The following is a 17,816-nucleotide window of genomic DNA, read 5'->3' on the forward strand; positions in this document are numbered from 1 at the left end:
TTTTTACAAAATTATATCAAAAAAAGCCCTAAACACTTGATTTTTAATAAAAAAAAAGAGTAAAATTTTTTTGTAGACTAATTTAAGGAGGAAAAATGAAAAAATCAGAACTTATCGCAGCTGTTGCTGAAAAAACAGGTTTGAGCAAAAAAGATACTAACGCAGTAATAGATTCAACTATTCAAACAATTGAAGAAGCGTTAAAAGCTGGAAAAAAAGTTAGTTTTATAGGATTTGGAAGCTTTGAGAGTGTCACAAGAGCTCCAAGAACAGCAAGGGTGCCGGGAACAGGAAAAGAAATCAAAATTCCTGAAACTAAATCTGTAAAATTCAAAGTAGGGAAAAAACTAAAAGAATTATTAAACAAATAATTCTTTTTTTTCTTTTTTTTGATATAATTTCACTCCAAGCCGGCGTGGCGGAACTGGTAGACGCGTCGGACTCAAAATCCGATGAGCTCTGCTCATGTGGGTTCGAGTCCCACCGCCGGTACCATTTTAATAATTTATACTTTTCAAAATTATTTTTGTTTTATAATGGCAAGAATCAGCAATACCCCCAAAACAAATGCAAAAACAAATCCTCCAAGCCCTAAAATAGAAATATGTCCCATCATAGGCGGAACATAAAAAGATAAAAGCATTGAAGAGCCTATTAAAATAGAAGCTATAATAACTGCTAAAGAGAGTCTGTTGAAAGAATTCTTCATACTCTCTTCTATTTCATCTAAACCGACATGTTCAAATTCTATTTTTAACTCGCCGTTTTTAATTTTATCTATTATTTCATTTATATTGGAAGGGGTTTTTTGGAAAAACTCCATTATAGAAAGATTTAATTCATGTGATTTTTTAAAAATATTAAAAACAGAAAAAATTTTTTTGTATGTTTTTATTACAAACGGCTTAATTTCCTCGGCGGCGTTAAATTCAGGATATAATTTTTTACCTACCCCCTCCATCGTCACCAAAGATTTTAAAAGTAAATAATTGTCTTCTTTTAAAAAAATTTTATATCTGTTCATAATTCTAAGCAAATCTTCCATTAAAGATTTTAATTCTATATTTTTCAAAGAAGAATAAAAATATGTGGATATTATGTCAGCCGCCTCTTTTTTAAAAGATGAGACATCAATTTCTTTTGGAACTTTAGAGAGTTTTAAAACATATTCAGCCGCTTTTTCTTCCTCATTTTTTATTACATAGTAAATAAGTTCTATAAAATATTTCCTGTCCTCAACGCTCAGCCTTCCCATAATTCCAAAATCTAAAAATACAATTTTATTCTTATACACCATTAAATTTCCCGGATGCGGGTCGGCATGAAAAAATCTGTGTAAAAAAATCTGCTCACATATTAAATCAAAACCTTTTTTTGTAATTTCTTTTAAATCATAACCGGATTCTTTTAATTTTTTTATATCTGAAATTTTAATTCCATCAATATATTCCATAACGAGTAGTTTTTTTGAAGAAAAATAGAGCTTTGGAATCTTTATATCATTATTGCCCTTAAAATTAGCGCTGAATCTTTTCATATTAAGAGATTCTAAATTAAAATCAAGTTCTTTTTTTATAGATTTTGCAAATTCTTCCACTATTCTGACACTGTCTATTCCATAAATTAAAAGCCGGCTTCTTATAATTTCAGCCAGTCTCTGCAAAATGGCAATATCTAATAAAATTTTATCCTCAATACCAGGTTTTAATACTTTTACAGCTACAATTTCACCTGTTCTTAAAGCAGCTTTATAAACCTGACCAATTGATGCACTGGCTAATAAAGTAAAATCTCCTATAAAATAATCTTCTATTTTTTTATTTAATGCCTCTTCAATAACACTTTTTATTTTTTCAAAAGGCATAGGAGAGACATTATCCTGAAGTTTTTCAAACTCTTTGGCTAAATCTATGGGTATTAAATCCGGGCGCAAAGAAAGAAGCTGGGCCATTTTTATAAAAGTAGGGCCCAGCTCTTCTATTGCTTTTCTGATTCTTTCATTTCTGGATAATTTCGACTTGTTTTTTTTGAAAGGGACAGGAACACCTAAACTCTCTATTATATCTCCAAATCCATACTTTGCAAGAACAAAAATTATATCTTTTGTTCTTTTTAATTCATAAATACTATTTTTTAACATTCAAATTATCAAGTTTTTCTTCAATTCTTTTAATATCCTCTTTTGTTGCAACTCCGATTTCGGATAATTCTTTTTTTACTTCTTCTTTTATCAATCTTTTTATTTCTTCCATTTTTTGCTCGGATTCTTTTTTCATCTCATTTATAAGTTCACTGGCTTCTTTTTCGCTAAGTTCTCCCCTCTTTTTAGCTTCTTCAATTAATTCTTCCATTTTCTCTTTTGCCAAAAAAACACTTCCTATACCAATTTTAACTAAATCCTGAATATTCATACATCCCTCCTTTTTTTTATTTATTATATTACATTTTTATTATACTACATTTTTTTAAAATTTCATTAGCAATAGAATTTTCATCCACACCTAAAAATTTCTCAACTTCTTTAACATTCCCATGAGGAATAAAAATATCCGGATATTCAAAACTTTCAATTTCAACATCCAAATTTTGTTCATTTACAAATTCACTGAGCATTTCGGCAATTCCGCCTTCTTTTGCATTATCACTGATTACATACCACTTTTTAGCTTCTAAACTTCTTAAAAGCTCTTTATCAAACGGTTTTACAAATCTTAAATCAACTATTCCACTGTCTATTCCTTTTTCTTTTAACAGTTTATAAACCCTATAAGCTTTCCCCACACCGTTTCCATAAGCAATCAGCATAATATTTTTACTGTCTATTAGAATTTCGCCTTTTCCAAGTTCAAAATCTTTCGGTTCAAATATCTTATCTTCAAGTTCAAACGCCCCCCTCGGATATCTAAACGCACAAGGAGAGCTGTTAAATTTATAGGCAAATTCCACGGCCTTTCTTAATGTATTAAAATCCCTCGGTGCAAAAAGGGTCATGTTTGGAATTATTCTTAAATACCCCACATCAAAAACACCCTGATGTGTTTCCCCGTCGGCTCCTACAATTCCCGCCCTGTCTATTGCGAACCTAACCGGATAATTATCAAGACAAACATCATGAATCACCTGATCATATCCTCTTTGTAAGAATGTTGAATAAATTGCAACAAAAGGAATAAAACCTTCTTTTGCCATAGGAGCCATTGAAGTTACCGCATGCTGCTCTGCAATTCCCACATCCCAAAACCTTTCGGGAAATTCTTTCATTAACTCTTTCATTCCTGTCCCACTCGGCATTGCGGCGGTAACACCGACCACTTTTTCATCATTTTTGGCTATTTCAAGCAAAGCATTGGCAAAAACCTTGGTAGCGTTAAGAGAGCTTTTTTTAAGAGGCTCCCCGGTCGCTATATCAAAAGGAGATACGCCGTGCCAGTGTTCATAATAGCCTTCAGCCTGTTTATAACCCTTGCCTTTTACCGTTTTGGCATGGACAACAACAGGTTTTTTAAGCTCTTTTGCAATTTTTAACGTTTCTATTATTTCTTCAATATTGTGCCCGTCAATAGGGCCGATATATTCAAGCCCCATTTCTTCAAAAAAGATACCGTTAACACTGAAAAACTCTTCCATTTTTTTAGCAGTAAATTTTACATCTTCGGGCATAAAATTGAGTATTTTTTTAAATTTGTCTTTAAAATTCTGATAATGTTTTTTAGCTTTTAACTTTGTCAGATATTTACTTACTGCCCCTATAGGTCTTCCTATGCTCATTTCATTGTCATTTAAAATAATAACAACAGGAAGTTTCAAATCGCCAAGTTCATTCATTGCTTCATACACCATTCCAGCACCCATAGCACCGTCGCCAATTAATACTACAGGAATTCTTTCTTCTTTTTTTAATTTTATGGCTTTTGCAGCTCCAAGTGCCACTGAAATAGATGTAGACGAATGCCCGGCACTGAAATAATCATATCTGCTTTCTCTTGGTTTTGTATACCCGCTTATTCCCCCAAACTGCCTTAAACTCTCAAATTCTTCCCATCTGCCGGTTAAAAGTTTATGTGCATATGCCTGATGTGAAACATCAAAAATAAAAGGGTCTTTTTCAACGTCAAAAACATAATGCATTCCTATAATTAAATCTACAGCCCCAAGTGTGGAGCTTAAATGACCCCCTTTTCTTGAAACAACATCAAGTATCCTCTCTCTTATTTTCTTGGCTAATTCATTCAATTCTTCTACACTCATTTTTTTAACATCAATTTTCACTGTTTCTCTCCTCTAAAATCGACTCTTTTATAGCTTTAAACCTGTTAATTATTTCTGCGTCAATATTTCCTATATCGCTTATTATAACAACCCCGCCTTCTTTTATAGCAGGGTCTTCAATAATTTCAACATTTTTTAAATCTTTGTTTTTTAGAAATTCGGCATCTTTTGGATTAACTTTTATTTTTATTTTTGTAGCATCTTTTACCTCATCCATTAAAGATTTGGCCAAGTTATATGCTATTTCTTTGGAATTTTCACTGATTTCTTTTTGGATTACCTCTTTTGCAATATCGAGTGCTACAGAAATAAGCTCTTTTTCAATAGACACTATTTTCTCTTCAAACGTTTCATTTATTTTGTCTATTTTTTCGATTGAAGTTTCCAATAATTTCATTTTTTCGCTAAAAGTATCTTCAATCTCTTTTTTACCCTCCTGGATTCCTTTTTTGTACCCTTCTTCAAAAGCCTTTTGTTTTTCAATATCTGTCTGTTTTTTACATTCATTTAACTGATTTTGAAAACTGTTTTCAATATTTACAATATTATTGCTCATCTCTTCAATTTTAGCGAGCAGTCTTTCTATCAATTCATTGCTTGATTCCGTGTTTTTTTGCATATTATTTTCTTCTTTTTCAATTTGCTCATCTTTTTTTTCAATTGTTGTTTTTTCAGATTCATTATTATTTAATTCTTTAAATTTATAAGGTTTGACAATATGTTTATTAGAATTTTCGTTAGAAATTATTTTACTCAATTACCTCCTCCTCGGCACCCACTGCTATTTTACCTTCTTCAGCAAGTTTTTGTACAATTTCAACTATTTTTCTTTGAGCTGCTTCAACATCTTTTACCTTGACTGGCCCCAAAAACTGCATCTCTTCTTCGAAAGCCTGGGAAGCACGTTGAGACATATTGGACAAAAATTTTTGCTTAAGCTCTTCAGGTGCACCTTTTAGGGCAATCATCAATGTATTTTTATCTGCCTCTTTTAAAATTTCCCTTATAGCGGTATTATCGAGTTTAAGTATATCTTCGAATGTAAACATTTTTTCTTTTATCTTTTCAGCCAGATCAGAATTAATCTGTTCAATATATTTTAATGTTTCTTTAGCCGCTTTCTGACCGAGCCTGTTGAATATTTCAGCAACAAACCTTACACCTCCGATTTCCACTTTGTATCCTGTAAGCGATTCAAGTTTGGTTTCAAGAATAGCACTTACTTTTTTAATTATCTGAGGAGAAATATCACCTAAATTACTCATTCTGATTAATACTTCTGCTCTTAATTCATCAGGGAAATAACTTAGAGTTTCAGCCGCACTGGTTGGATCCATATGAGCCAAAATCAAAGCAATCGTCTGAGGATGTTCATTTACAATAAAATCTGCAAGCTGCTGCGGTTTTACTTTTTGTAAAAAACCAAATGTCTGCTCACTTTGAAGGGATTTGGAAAGCTTATCCAAAACTTTTTTGGCTTCTTCAGGGCCTAAAGCTTTATAAAGAATTTCTTTTGCATACTCAAGACCGCCGCTTGCAATGTATTGATTGGATTGAAAGATTACATAAAATTCTTCTAAAACAGCGGCGGCAACTGCTTTATCAATAGCTTTCGCTGTTGCTATATATTTACTAATTTCAGTAATTGAATTAACATCCATATAAGAAAAAATCTGCGCTGTTAAATCTTCGCCCAGTTGAATCAATAAAATAGCTATTTTTTCTGGCATTGATAATTCATCTAAAATCGCCTGCTGCTGGGGTGTTAAAGCCATTTATATTCCTTTTTGATGTTCTTCCTCTTTTAATAAATTTTCAAGTACTTTAGCCACATCTTGCGTTTTATCCTCCACCATTTTTGTAATTCTTTCAAGCAAAACATCATATTTTAATTCTTCTTCATCAACATTTGAAGATATTCCAAGCTGTGTTTCAACTTTTTCTTTGAGTTCTTTTATTTTATCATATGTATTCTCTTCTTCCTCTTCTTCAATTTCAAGTGTTTTTTTAGGTTTTTTAATTTCTTCTCCCGATTTGACTTCTAACATTTTTTGGGAAAAAGGAGCAATGACCTTTTTATAAAAAACAAACAATATAATTAACAAAATTAAATATTTTATTATATTTTCAACGGGTCCTAAATATACTTGCACATTGTCCATTATATTTTCCACTGATGATTTTTTTTGAGAATTCAGATGATTAAACTGAAAACAGCTGACGCTTACACTATCCCCTCTTTTTGAATCAAAGCCTATAGTATTTTTAACCAGATTATTAATATTTGCCAGTTCTATTTTATCCAACGGTACAAACACAATTTTGCCGTTTTTGTCTTTTTTATAATTTCCGTCCACCACTACGGCTGCGGTAACCCTTTTTATCTTTGCAAGAGGTGCTATTGTGTCTTTTATAGTGGTTGATATTTCATAATTGGTTGTGTCTTCGCTTTTTGTATATTTATTTTTGATCTGATTGGATTTACTTCCCTGAACCGGCCCGATATTACTTACTGCCCCGGGAACTCCCCCTACTTTTTTTTCTCCGTATCCTGTTTTTTCTTCATCTACAGTCTGTTCGCTTCTTACAACATTGTCCGGGGAATAAATGGTCGAATGCGATTTTACTTTGGAAAAATCAATATCCAGATTGACTTTTGCCACAATTTTATCATCTCCTCCCACAATTGGGGCAAGAATGGAAGTTATTTTATCTTCAAGTTCTTTTTCAAGTCTTTTTTTATATAATATTTCTGTTCTCAAAAGCTCATTATTAGAGCTTAATTCATCATTTTCACCAAGTAAATTCCCGTACTGGTCTATAATTTTTACATTTTCCGGTTTAAGTTTAGGAACTGCGGCGGCAACTAAATATTTAATACCTTTAATCTGCTTAGGGGTTAATATCATATTCGGCTTTAATTTAATCATTACAGATGCACTCGGAGGAGTCTGTTTGGAAACAAAAACACTTTCTTTTGGAAGTGCAATATTTACTTTTGCTTCTTCCACCGCATCTATTGCTTCAACAGTGTTGGCAAGCTCTCCTTCAAGAGCTCTTAAGTATTTAATTTTTTCTTCAAAAGCAGTTGCCCCAAAACTGTTTTTATTAAACAGTTCAAAACCTACATTGCTCGCTTTCGGGAGGCCCTGAGCTGCAATTTCAATTCTTAGTTTTTCCACTTTGTCTTTCGGAACTTCTATAATACCGTCGCTTGGAATAACATATGAAATTTTTTTCTTATCTAAATATTGGGCAATTAAAGCAGCGTCTTTTGGTTTTAAATTTTCAAAAAGAACACTGTAATTATCTTTTTTTAAAGAAGTCGAAGAATTATAAACAACCAAAAAAGAAATCAATAAAACAAAAGCGCCTATTGTTATACCGATAACAATTTTCTGTTTTTTATTTAAATTTTTGCTAAAAGCAATTATTTGTTTAAATAATTCTTCAAAATTCAATTAATCAAACCTTTTAATAAATTTAAAACTTTTTCATTTTCTTCTTTTTTACCTATCGTAATCCTTATTGCATCAAAGCCATAACTGACCATATCTCTTACAATTATACCTTTTTTTAGCAGATTATTGGCAACTGATGTAGAATTTTTTAAAAATAAAACAATAAAATTTGTATAACTTTCAATAAAATTCAAATTATTTTCTTTTGCGAAGATTTCATATCTTTTCATTTCTTCAAAATTAAGCTCAATTCCCATTTTCACAAATTCTTTATCTTTCAAAGCTTCTATGGCAGCTTTAAGCGAAAGCGTGGTAATATTAAAAGGGGGTCTTAATTTATGAAGGTTTTTTATAATAAATTCATTGGCAATTCCGTATCCAACCCTCATACCGCCAAGTCCGTAGGCTTTTGAAAAAGTTCCGGTGTATAGCACATTTTTATATTTTAAAATTTCTTTTGGTTTTATTTCTTTGTTTTTATCTTTGAAAGAGGCATATTCCTGATATGCCCCGTCTATTATTATTAAAGTATCATCATCTATTTTTTCTATAAAGCTAAAAACATCCTTGGCATCTATACATTCCCCCAAAGGATTATTAGGAATACATAAAAATATAATTTCCGGATTTTGTTGTTTATAGATTTCATAAAACTCTTCTAAATTATGTTTATCTGATTTTGTTTTTAATATTTCAGCCCCGAACTGTTTTGAATAAATTTCATACATCGCAAATGTTATACCTGCCATTAAAACTTTTTTTGGCAGTATCGCATGAATTGCAAATTCCAAGATTTGATCGCTTCCTGCCCCTATAATTATATTTTCATTTTTTATATCAAATCTTTCAGATAAAGCGTCTTTTAATTCATAATAACTGTCGTCAGGATATCTGTGCATATTTTTAGCTGTCTTTTTTACGGCTTCTATCGCCATAGGGGGAGGACCGTACGGATTTTCATTACTTGCAAGTTTTATTATTTCCGAAGGCTTTATACCGTATTCCCTCACCACCAATTCTATAGGCTTTCCAGCTTCATATGTTTTTAAATTATTTAAATTTTCAAACATTTTCTTCCTTTATTATCAATATTTCCTACTCACAACTCACCACCCCGCCGCTTTGCAAGCGGCCGGACAGGCTCACCACTCACTATTTTAGCATTCCCTGAGATAACTGCCGAGCCAAAGCATATTTTCCTCTTCTATTAAGTTTTTAACAGCTTCATCTTCTATATGTCCTTCAAAATCTATATAAAACCATGTATTAAATGTATCGTCTTTATTAGGTCTGCTTTCTATTTTTAAAAGGTTTATGTTCTTATCTTTAAATTTTTTAAGCAAATTAAACAAAGCCCCTGTTTTATGGGAAGTTTTTGCAATTACACTTGTTTTGTCATTTCCACTTTTTTGAGTTTTAAAATCGCTTATTATTATGAATCTTGTTCTGTTCGCCAGATTGTCTTCTATTTTTTCAAAAAGTAAAGGAACATTATAAAGTTTAGCTGCTATTTTTGAACATATAGCAGCACTTTTTTCATCTTTGCTTGCAAGTTCAGCAGCTTTTGCCGTTGACTCGGTCGGAATAAATTCAACATCCAAAAGTCCATGCGTTTCAAGAAAATTAAGACACTGATTATAACCCTGCGGGTGTGAATACACTCTTTTTATATTTGCAAGTTCGTCCTGAACAGAAGCAAAAGAGTGATGAATGTCAAGACAAACCTCTGAAACTATTTTTACATTATATTTTTTAAGTGAATCAAGAGTTATACCCACAACACCTTCTGTATTGTTTTCGATAGGCACAACCCCGTATTTAGCCTCTTTATTGTGTACGGCTTTAAATACGGCTTCTATATTAAGTAAAGGCAGATATTTGGCGTTTGCCCCGAATTTATGTTCCGCCGCCTGATGTGTATATGTTCCGACAGGGCCTAAAAAAGCAATTCTTTCACTTCTTTCAAGCGTTCTGCTTATTGCAAAAATTTCCAAAAATATCGCCTCTATATGTTCTTTTTTTAATATTCCGTTTTGTGCTTGGCTTAATCTGTTTAATCTTTCTATTATTTCCTTTTCTCTTTCCGGCCTGTATACGGGGGTATTGGAAGAATTTTTAATCTCTCCCACTTTTTTGACAATTTCCATTCTTTTATTAAGAAGTTTTAAAATATTATTATCAATTTTATCTATTTCTTCTCTTAATTTTTTTAAATCCAAAATTCTTTCCTTTTTAAAAATTCTCCAATATTTTCAGCTGTAAAATCCACTTTTTGATTTATTTCATCTGAATTTTTAATTTTACCGCTTAAAACCAAAGCCGTTTTCATACCAAGTTTACCGGCAGGCAATAAATCCCCTATTAAATCATCACTAATTATGGTAATTTTATCATAATTTAAAGAAATTTTAATTCTTGCAGCTTCAAAAAAATTTAAACTTGGTTTTCCAACAACCTCATAATTTTTGTTTGTGGCATATTTCAGCATTTCCAAAATTGCCCCGAGTCCAGGATAACGCTTATTGTTTTTACGGTAAAATGAAGTTTTATGCATTCCTATTAAATTGGCCCCCCTTGTCAAATATTCAATAATATCTGCAATTTCATCTGAAGAATAGACTTTTATTCCCAAAATTACATTATCAGGATTATCAAAATCAATTTTAAAATTTTTTTTCATTATTTTAACAAATTCACTGTTACCAAAAGGAGCAATACTGCCGCTTATAAACTCACAACCCCGCCGCTTTGCAAGCGGCCGGGCAGGCTCACCACTTACTATTCACTATTTTTCACTTCTTCAAATAATCAATTTCACATGCTATTAAATCCTCAAAAGTTTCCCTTCTTCTAATAAGCCTGTCTTTCCCATTAATCACCGCAACTTCCGCTGCTCTGGGTCTTGTATTGTAATTACTGCTCATTGAAAAACCATATGCCCCGGCAGAATGTATTAAAACCAAATCCCCGGGATCCGTTTTGGCAATTTCCATATCTTTTGCAAAAAAATCTCCGCTTTCACAAATCGGGCCCACAATGTTAGCTTTGCTTTTTTCTTTATTTTCATTTAAAACCTCAATTTTATGATATGCCCCGTACAGGCTCGGTCTTATCAAATCATTCATTGCCCCATCAACTATTACAAATCTTTTATCGGAATTTGTTTTTTCATATAAAACTTTAGTTAAAAACCATCCCCCGTTTCCAACTAAAAATCTTCCAGGCTCGCATATAATAGTTACATCAAGTCCGTTTAAAGTGGATAAAATTGCCTGGGCATAGTCATATGGTTCAATTAATTCTTCATCCTTATATCTTATTCCTAAACCTCCTCCGACATCAAAAAATTTAATATCAATATTTATAGCTTTTAAACTCCTTACTAAATCAGCAACTATATGACTAGCCTCTTTAATAGGCTCAAGTTCTGTTAACTGACTTCCTATATGAAAATGAATTCCTATCGGATTTAAATTTTCACTTTTTTTAGCATAAATATAAAGCTTTTTAGCTGTTTCTATATCAACGCCAAATTTATTTTCATGAAGACCTGTTGAAATATATGGATGAGTTTTTGGGTCTATATTTGGATTTACTCTAATGCTAATTCTTGCAACTTTTCCTAAATTTTTAGCAATTTCTTCAATTCTTTTTAATTCCGCCTCGCTTTCAATATTGAGCATCAAAATATCTTTTTCTAAAGATTCTTTTATCTCATCATCCCTTTTTCCCACGCCGCTGAAAATTATTTTGTATTTATTTATTCCCGCAAGCAAAGCTCTTTTAACTTCGCCTATACTGACACAGTCCGCCCCGCTTCCAAGAGAGGCAAAATGATTTATTACACTTAAGTTCGAATTGGCTTTAACAGCATAGGCTATAATACTTTTTCTTGCTTTAAAAACTTTTTTTAATTTGTTGAACTGCTCGCCAAAATAATTAAAATCATATACATACAAAGGCGTGTCATATTTTTTTGCCAAATATTTAAAATTCATTAATTCTCCTTTTTAATAACATAAATATCCAATACTAACACAAAAAACAGAGGCAAAGTCAAAATAAAGGGGTTTATCACGCCCTGTTTTACAAATTTATAAAGAAGTAAATTTGCCCCCCATAAAAACACGGAAAAGAAAACTGATTTTATCAAAAAAAATGAAATTGAAGAAATTCTCTGATGCACAGGCGCACTATACATTAAATATATCAAAAACAGTATTAAACTCAGAGGGGTTAATATCTTAAACATTAAAATTGATATAATTTTATTTAATTTTATACTTTTGAAAATTTTCATAGCCAAGAGAGCATCTTTTATAGAAATTGATTCCAGTTTTTTCAAATTTGATAATACAAGTGGCTCAAAATCAGCTAAAACATTTAAATGGTTTTCTTTTTTTATAATAAGTCTGTTTTTATCAAACATTTCAATTGTCACATTGTTTCCCATCCATTTATTGTTTTTATATTCGGCTTCTTTTATATTTATTATTTTTTTTACTTTCATCCCCTCCAAAGTAAATATTTTAACACAGTAAGCTTTTTTTAAAAGAGGCTTTAATTCTTTTATATACACAATACTGTTTTTATATTTTAAAAAAAGATTTTCTTTTTTTAATTTTTTATTCAACAGAATATTTTGAGCTTTTTGATTGAAATAAACATAATTTGTATTATCTAAAACAATAAATATAAAATAAACAGATAAAGAAAAAATTAAAAACACAAATAATATTTTATTTTTGGAAAATCCCAAAGAATAAAAAGAGACCAATGTATTGAATTTTATAAAATGATAAATAGTATATAAAAAAGAAAAAATCAGAGCCAAAGGATAAAAATTTTCAAATGAGTAACTGATAACATACACGCTATATAATATCAGCAAATTTGAAGAATGAGGCAGTTTTGAAAAATTACCTATTAAATCCAGTAAAAGATACAAAAAAGAAAGACTGAATAAAAACAGAAAAAAATTTTTGGAAAATTTTTTCAGAATATATAAAAAAAACATTAACAGGATTTCCTTGTATATTTTGAAGCGGCATTTTCAATATCTTTTACGGCTTCTTTAATCACGGGAAAAAGCTTTTTAACACATTCTACTTCATCATTTTTAAAATCGCTAAGCACGTAGTTTACAACTTCTTCTTTTCTCTCAGGCCTGCCTATACCAATTCTTACTCTGTAATAATCATTTCCTATAAATTTATCAATGGATTTTAATCCGTTATGACCGCCGTTGCCACCGGCTCTTTTAAATTTAAGCGCACCCAGTTTCAAATCCAGATCATCATGAACGACAATTATATTTTTATTGTCCAATTTATAAAAGTTTTTAACCAAAACTACGCTTTCACCGCTTAAATTCATATATGTCGCGGGTTTTAAAAAAAGAAAATCTTCTGATTTAAAAAGTTCACCTTTAAAATTACCGTTTTTGTAGGCGTTAAATTCGTTTATAAGATAATCAACCGCCAAAAAACCAACATTGTGACGATTAAGCTCATATTTTTTACCAGGATTTCCAAGTCCTACAATAAGTTTCATTTTTTACTTTTCTTTTATTTTTTATTCCCCTAAAGGGGAGAAGATTATTTGGCTTTAATAACTCCAACTACCGGAATAGAAGGATTTAAGAAACATTCAACTCCATCAGGCATTTTAATATCTCTGATTAAAATATTGTCCCCCACATCAAGATTGCTTATATCAAGTTCGAAGAAATCCGGTAAATTTTCTGGTGCCGCTTTAACTTTGATTCTTCTTCTGTGATAAATTAAAACACCTTTGTTTTTTAAACCTACAGGTGTTCCTTTTACTCTGATAGGAACATGGTAATATGATTTTACACCTTCTTGCGCAACCAACAAATCAACATGCAAAAGTTCTCCTGTTACAGGATGTTTCTGATATTCCTGAACAACAACTTTTAATTCTTTATCTCCTAATTTGACAGGAAAAATTAAATGTTCTTTATTTTTCATATATTTAATAAAATCACCCATTTTGAATGCAGCATTTATGTTTTCAATTCCTTTTCCATAAATGTTTGCAATCAGATAACCATCCCTCTTAAGTTTTTTGGTTTCTTTTTTTGAGGTACTCTCTCTGATAATTCCTTGTAACATTTTAACTCCTTAAATTTTTTGAAAGGAAATTATAACAAAAAATTCAATTAATTGCTATCTTTTAAACCTATTTTCGCGTCATTTACCACTTCTAAACCTTTTTCAAGTTTTGCTTTTCTGAGTTTAAGAAGAAAATCATCCCTGCTTGATGCATATTCTATTGCCGTTTTTTCATCAACTCTTCCTTCGATAACCAAATCAACAAGATGTTGGTCAAAACTCTGAGTACCGTAAATATTTTTACCTTCTTCAATAGTGTCCTTGATTTCTTCATCCCTTCCTTGGAAAATAAGTTCTTTTACCCTCGGGGTTTTTATCATTATTTCCATTGCAGCCGTTCTTTTTCCGTCAACAGTAGGAACAAGCCTTTGAGATATGACCCCTTCAAGTACGCTTCCAAGTGTCATTCTAATTCTATGCTGTTCGCTTGGCGGAAAAACACCTATAACCCTGTTTATTGTCTCTTTTGCATCCAGTGTATGAAGTGTCGAAAAAACCAAATGGCCCGTTTCAGCTGCATGAAGTGCTATTTCCATAGTTTCCAAATCCCTCATTTCTCCCACCAAAATAATATCGGGGTCTTCCCTTAAAGCAGCCCTTAGGGCATTGGAAAAGCTTAATGTATCCTCCCCCAGACTTCTTTGGTTTATCAGACATTTTTTATCTTTATGGACAAATTCAACAGGATCTTCTATAGTAATAATATGTTTTGCTTTTTTATTGTTTATTTCATCGATCATTGCGGCAAGTGTAGTGGATTTACCGCTTCCTGTAACACCTGTTACCAAAACAAGACCTCTTTCAGATTCAGTAAATTTTTTTATGATAGGAGGAAGTTTAAGCTCTTCAATGGTCGGTATATTTATTGGAATTGTTCTAAAAACAAGACTCGGTCCGTCTATTTGAAAAAAAGCGTTCCCCCTAAAACGGTAATTTTCATCCAATTTATAGTTAAAATCTATCTCTTTTTTTCTAACCATTTCCTCAAATCTGCTTCTTAAGATTTCTTTTAATAATTCAACAATACTTTCCCTTGTTAGTTTTGGACTCTCAACGGGAACAAGTTTTCCCTGAATTCTCATTCTTATCCCATCCCCCGCTTTGATATGTAAATCACTTCCTTCTTTTGAAACCAAAAGATTAAGATATTTTACCAGTTCTTCTCTTGTCATATTATTCCTTTATAGAATCAAGCATACTATTAAATGCATTTTCAAAAGCTTCAACACCCTCGTTAAATAATTCCTGATAAATTTTTTGCATATTAATTCCAGCAGGTGTCAAAAACCCAAAAAACGCATCTATATGTTTTGTCTGAAAATGAAATGATTCTTCAAGTTCTTTATCCTTAATGGCTTCTATTACATCAAGAGGCAATGTTAATACTGAATTTGGCAAAAATAAATTTTGCACATAATAATCCTTAGGCAAATAGCTTTGTTTTACACCTGTTGATGCAAAAAGTGTTTTAATGTTTTCACTTTTTTCATTTTCTATCATATTATATATTTTTATAGCGTTAAAAAAACCGATTCTGTCCTGCGCCAAATTTAAAGAAGCAAGAACGGGATTTAATTTTCTGTCAAATCTGCTTACAAAAACGGATATTACCCCTTTTACATTCCCTTTATCAATAGCTTCAAAAGCTCTCATCGCCTGATTCGGGGAAAAAACAAGAGTAGCGTTTATATTTATATTTTTTTTTGCAAGTTCTTCCATCGCTTTATATCCGGTTTCATTTGCCGGAATTTTTATCATTACATTTTCCCTCTCAATTTTATCATACAGTCTTAAAGCCTCATCTATTGTGCCTTTTGTATTGTTAATAAGTCTCGGGTCAACTTCAATACTTGCAAAACCGTCGTTATCATTTTCAAAATTTTCTTTTAATATATCGCAGGCTTTTTGTATATCTTTAACGGCGTTTTCTTCATAAATTTCTTTTGAAGAGTTCTCTTTTAAATTTTCTATATCATTTTTGTAGATATTTTTTTTCATGGCATTTGCAAAAATCGAAGGATTGCTTGTAAGACCGTTTACCAAGCCGCTCTCAACCATTTCTTTAAATTCACTCTCCAAAAATTCCCTGTCTAAATAATCCACCCATATACTCGTCATATTCTCTCCTTAAATAAATTCCAAAATTTTTGTTAAATCTTTTTCTTCTATTATAATATTTGCTTCTTTTTTCAAAATTTCTTTTGCACAAAATGCAATTTTTGTTTTTGCGTATTTAAACATACTCAAATCATTCGCACCATCCCCTACAACCATTGTTTCATCAGAAGAAACCCCTAAAATGTTTTGTATCCTCTTTAATATTTCCCCTTTTGAATGGGAAAACATCATTTCTCCCCCAACAAGACCGGTTAATATACCGTTTTTAGAATGAAGAGTATTGCTAAAATCGGCATCAAATCCCAAAACTTTTTTTGCATAACTTGTAGCATTTCTAAAACCTCCGCTGAAAACAACTATTATAATATCGTCTTTTTTTAAAGCTTTTATAGTTTCTTCAGCCCCCGGCATAAAAGGAAGATTATGACATATTTCATTAACTTTTAGCTCTTCCAGACCTTCAAGCAGTTTTACCCTCATTACAAGACTTTCAAAAAAATCAAGCTCACCTTTCATAGCCATTTCGGTAATTGCTGCCACTTTATCTTTAAGCCCAAGCGGTTCGGCCAAAAAATCTATTGTTTCCCCGTCCATCAATGTTGAATCAAAATCAAAAACAGCTAATTTCATAATTTTCCTTTATTTTTACAAAATTTTATCAAACTTTTGTAAATTTATGCTAAAATTTTGCAAAAAGGATTTATTATGGGAATCGGAACTTGGCAAATAATTGTAATTTTAATAATTGTTTTACTGCTTTTTGGAGGTAAAAAAATTCCGGAACTGGCAAGCGGTCTTGGCAAAGGTATTAAAAATTTTAAAGACGCGGTAAAAGAAGGTGAAGGTAAAGAAGAAAATCAGGATGTAGAAAAAATAGAAGAGAAAGACGCTGATGTTAAAGACGCTACGGTTGAAACAACAGAAAAAAAAGATGTAAATGCTTGAAGAATTAACACCTCACATAGCTGAGCTTAGAAGCCGGCTTATTAAAATAGTTGTTGTATTTTTCATACTTTTTATTTTATCTTTTCTTTTTTGGAAAGATATTTTTGTTATTTTGGCAAAACCTGCAACAGATGTTTTACATACTTCCAGCAATTCAGAAATGATATTCACCAACCTGGTGGAACCATTTATGACGGCAGTAAGAGTGTCACTCTATACGGCTTTTTTTGCATCTTTACCTGTCATTCTTTACCAATTATGGAAATTTATAGCCCCGGGACTTTATGACAATGAAAAAAAACTGGTTTTACCGTTTGTTGTATTCGGTACGATAATGTTTTATTTGGGGGCTGCATTTGCATATTTTGTAGTTTTTCCTATCGGATTTAAGGTATTAATCAATTTTGGCGGTAAAAATTTTGTTGCAATGCTAAAAATAAGCGAATATGTGAGTGTCGCGCTTAAAATAATGATTGGTTTTGGGATAGCGTTTGAACTTCCCGTACTTTCGTATTTCCTGGCAAAACTGGAACTTATTACAGATAAAACGCTAAAGGATTTTTTCAGATATGCTGTTGTTATAATATTTATAGTAGCGGCAGTTTTAACTCCTCCCGACTTGTTTTCCCAACTTGCAATGGCCACACCTCTTTTAATTCTTTACGGATTATCCATCTGGATAGTAAAAGCTGTAAATCCTTATAAAGAAGAAAATTAATTTTTTTCTTTTTCTGCAATATTATTTAAAAAAAACAAACAGTTATAAAACATATAAATATTTAGATTAATAAAAATCATAAGTATAAATCTATATCTAAGTTTAGTATTATTGACTAAGTTTTTTTGATTTGCTTTAATTATAAAAATTAAAACAGGAGGCGCAAAGATG

At 31.4% G+C, this 17,816-nt stretch carries 19 protein-coding genes and 1 tRNA gene; 4 read left to right on the top strand and 16 right to left on the bottom strand.

From position 1 onward, the window contains the following. Positions 1 to 95: 95 nt before the first annotated feature. On the top strand, positions 96 to 371 hold the full coding sequence (locus tag DZ67_RS0100860) for an HU family DNA-binding protein (RefSeq protein ID WP_024786828.1): 276 nt from the start codon (positions 96 to 98) through the stop codon (positions 369 to 371). 38 nt (positions 372 to 409) lie between these two features. Then, a tRNA-Leu gene (locus DZ67_RS0100865) sits at positions 410 to 495 on the top strand. Between the two features lie 25 nt (positions 496 to 520). On the opposite strand, the gene DZ67_RS0100870 is transcribed toward DZ67_RS0100865, so the two are convergent. From DZ67_RS0100870 to serB, 16 genes are all read right to left on the bottom strand, one after another. Beyond that, positions 521 to 2,140: an ABC1 kinase family protein gene (locus DZ67_RS0100870; RefSeq protein ID WP_024786829.1), complete on the bottom strand. Its 1,620-nt coding sequence runs from the start codon at positions 2,138 to 2,140 to the stop codon at positions 521 to 523. Beyond that, on the bottom strand, positions 2,127 to 2,411 hold the full coding sequence (locus DZ67_RS0100875; RefSeq protein WP_024786830.1) for a phasin family protein: 285 nt from the start codon (positions 2,409 to 2,411) through the stop codon (positions 2,127 to 2,129). Before DZ67_RS0100875 ends, DZ67_RS0100870 begins: the two co-directional genes overlap by 14 nt. A gap of 28 nt (positions 2,412 to 2,439) precedes the next feature. Then, positions 2,440 to 4,263: a 1-deoxy-D-xylulose-5-phosphate synthase gene (gene dxs, locus DZ67_RS0100880; protein ID WP_024786831.1), complete on the bottom strand. Its 1,824-nt coding sequence runs from the start codon at positions 4,261 to 4,263 to the stop codon at positions 2,440 to 2,442. Continuing rightward, positions 4,259 to 5,026 carry a flagellar assembly protein FliH gene (fliH, locus tag DZ67_RS0100885; RefSeq protein WP_024790501.1) on the bottom strand — a complete coding sequence of 256 codons (768 nt, stop codon included), beginning with the start codon at positions 5,024 to 5,026 and terminating at the stop codon, positions 4,259 to 4,261. The genes dxs and fliH overlap by 5 nt, the downstream gene beginning before the upstream one ends. Beyond that, the gene (gene fliG / locus DZ67_RS0100890) at positions 5,019 to 6,044 is read right to left on the bottom strand and encodes a flagellar motor switch protein FliG (RefSeq protein WP_024786833.1); all 1,026 of its coding nucleotides are present in this window, start codon (positions 6,042 to 6,044) and stop codon (positions 5,019 to 5,021) included. Before fliG ends, fliH begins: the two co-directional genes overlap by 8 nt. Next, positions 6,045 to 7,730, bottom strand: a complete 1,686-nt coding sequence (gene fliF, locus DZ67_RS0100895; RefSeq protein WP_024786834.1) for a flagellar basal-body MS-ring/collar protein FliF — start codon at positions 7,728 to 7,730, stop codon at positions 6,045 to 6,047. Next, entirely contained in the window at positions 7,727 to 8,800 is a 1,074-nt protein-coding gene (hisC, locus tag DZ67_RS0100900; protein ID WP_024786835.1) for a histidinol-phosphate transaminase, read from the bottom strand. Before hisC ends, fliF begins: the two co-directional genes overlap by 4 nt. A gap of 87 nt (positions 8,801 to 8,887) precedes the next feature. Further along, positions 8,888 to 9,952 carry a prephenate dehydratase gene (gene pheA / locus DZ67_RS0100905; protein ID WP_024791692.1) on the bottom strand — a complete coding sequence of 355 codons (1,065 nt, stop codon included), beginning with the start codon at positions 9,950 to 9,952 and terminating at the stop codon, positions 8,888 to 8,890. Beyond that, entirely contained in the window at positions 9,940 to 10,410 is a 471-nt protein-coding gene (locus tag DZ67_RS0100910; RefSeq protein ID WP_024786837.1) for an HAD hydrolase-like protein, read from the bottom strand. Before DZ67_RS0100910 ends, pheA begins: the two co-directional genes overlap by 13 nt. A gap of 112 nt (positions 10,411 to 10,522) precedes the next feature. Beyond that, positions 10,523 to 11,728 carry a diaminopimelate decarboxylase gene (lysA, locus tag DZ67_RS0100915; protein ID WP_024791693.1) on the bottom strand — a complete coding sequence of 402 codons (1,206 nt, stop codon included), beginning with the start codon at positions 11,726 to 11,728 and terminating at the stop codon, positions 10,523 to 10,525. Continuing rightward, positions 11,728 to 12,747, bottom strand: a complete 1,020-nt coding sequence (locus DZ67_RS0100920; protein WP_024786839.1) for an LptF/LptG family permease — start codon at positions 12,745 to 12,747, stop codon at positions 11,728 to 11,730. Before DZ67_RS0100920 ends, lysA begins: the two co-directional genes overlap by 1 nt. Further along, the gene (gene pth / locus DZ67_RS0100925; protein WP_024786840.1) at positions 12,747 to 13,283 is read right to left on the bottom strand and encodes an aminoacyl-tRNA hydrolase; all 537 of its coding nucleotides are present in this window, start codon (positions 13,281 to 13,283) and stop codon (positions 12,747 to 12,749) included. Before pth ends, DZ67_RS0100920 begins: the two co-directional genes overlap by 1 nt. A gap of 44 nt (positions 13,284 to 13,327) precedes the next feature. Further along, entirely contained in the window at positions 13,328 to 13,864 is a 537-nt protein-coding gene (locus tag DZ67_RS0100930) for a 50S ribosomal protein L25/general stress protein Ctc (protein WP_024786841.1), read from the bottom strand. A gap of 47 nt (positions 13,865 to 13,911) precedes the next feature. Further along, positions 13,912 to 15,036 (bottom strand): type IV pilus twitching motility protein PilT, encoded by a 1,125-nt coding sequence (locus DZ67_RS0100935; protein WP_024786842.1) that lies wholly within the window; start codon positions 15,034 to 15,036, stop codon positions 13,912 to 13,914. Position 15,037: 1 nt separating this feature from the next. Then, the gene (locus DZ67_RS0100940; protein WP_024786843.1) at positions 15,038 to 15,982 is read right to left on the bottom strand and encodes a transaldolase; all 945 of its coding nucleotides are present in this window, start codon (positions 15,980 to 15,982) and stop codon (positions 15,038 to 15,040) included. Between the two features lie 9 nt (positions 15,983 to 15,991). Further along, positions 15,992 to 16,612: a phosphoserine phosphatase SerB gene (gene serB, locus DZ67_RS0100945; protein ID WP_024786844.1), complete on the bottom strand. Its 621-nt coding sequence runs from the start codon at positions 16,610 to 16,612 to the stop codon at positions 15,992 to 15,994. A gap of 75 nt (positions 16,613 to 16,687) precedes the next feature. On the opposite strand from serB, the gene tatA reads away from it, so the two are divergent. Further along, entirely contained in the window at positions 16,688 to 16,927 is a 240-nt protein-coding gene (gene tatA / locus DZ67_RS0100950) for a twin-arginine translocase TatA/TatE family subunit (RefSeq protein ID WP_024786845.1), read from the top strand. Further along, entirely contained in the window at positions 16,920 to 17,645 is a 726-nt protein-coding gene (gene tatC / locus DZ67_RS0100955; RefSeq protein WP_024786846.1) for a twin-arginine translocase subunit TatC, read from the top strand. Before tatA ends, tatC begins: the two co-directional genes overlap by 8 nt. Positions 17,646 to 17,816 lie beyond the last annotated feature (171 nt).

The organism is Lebetimonas sp. JS138 (assembly GCF_000523335.1).
GTDB lineage: Bacteria > Campylobacterota > Campylobacteria > Campylobacterales > Nautiliaceae > Lebetimonas.

Bases quoted from the DNA above. Each gene is read 5' to 3' on its own strand.
- DZ67_RS0100860 (WP_024786828.1), top strand. From the start codon at position 96: ATGAAAAAATCAGAACTTATCGCAGCTGTTGCTGAAAAAACAGGTTTG.
- DZ67_RS0100870 (WP_024786829.1), bottom strand. From the start codon at position 2,140: ATGTTAAAAAATAGTATTTATGAATTAAAAAGAACAAAAGATATAATT.
- DZ67_RS0100875 (WP_024786830.1), bottom strand. From the start codon at position 2,411: ATGAATATTCAGGATTTAGTTAAAATTGGTATAGGAAGTGTTTTTTTG.
- fliG (WP_024786833.1), bottom strand. From the start codon at position 6,044: ATGGCTTTAACACCCCAGCAGCAGGCGATTTTAGATGAATTATCAATG.
- hisC (WP_024786835.1), bottom strand. From the start codon at position 8,800: ATGTTTGAAAATTTAAATAATTTAAAAACATATGAAGCTGGAAAGCCT.
- DZ67_RS0100910 (WP_024786837.1), bottom strand. From the start codon at position 10,410: ATGAAAAAAAATTTTAAAATTGATTTTGATAATCCTGATAATGTAATT.
- lysA (WP_024791693.1), bottom strand. From the start codon at position 11,728: ATGAATTTTAAATATTTGGCAAAAAAATATGACACGCCTTTGTATGTA.
- DZ67_RS0100920 (WP_024786839.1), bottom strand. From the start codon at position 12,747: ATGTTTTTTTTATATATTCTGAAAAAATTTTCCAAAAATTTTTTTCTG.
- pth (WP_024786840.1), bottom strand. From the start codon at position 13,283: ATGAAACTTATTGTAGGACTTGGAAATCCTGGTAAAAAATATGAGCTT.
- DZ67_RS0100930 (WP_024786841.1), bottom strand. From the start codon at position 13,864: ATGTTACAAGGAATTATCAGAGAGAGTACCTCAAAAAAAGAAACCAAA.
- DZ67_RS0100935 (WP_024786842.1), bottom strand. From the start codon at position 15,036: ATGACAAGAGAAGAACTGGTAAAATATCTTAATCTTTTGGTTTCAAAA.
- DZ67_RS0100940 (WP_024786843.1), bottom strand. From the start codon at position 15,982: ATGACGAGTATATGGGTGGATTATTTAGACAGGGAATTTTTGGAGAGT.
- serB (WP_024786844.1), bottom strand. From the start codon at position 16,612: ATGAAATTAGCTGTTTTTGATTTTGATTCAACATTGATGGACGGGGAA.
- tatA (WP_024786845.1), top strand. From the start codon at position 16,688: ATGGGAATCGGAACTTGGCAAATAATTGTAATTTTAATAATTGTTTTA.
- tatC (WP_024786846.1), top strand. From the start codon at position 16,920: ATGCTTGAAGAATTAACACCTCACATAGCTGAGCTTAGAAGCCGGCTT.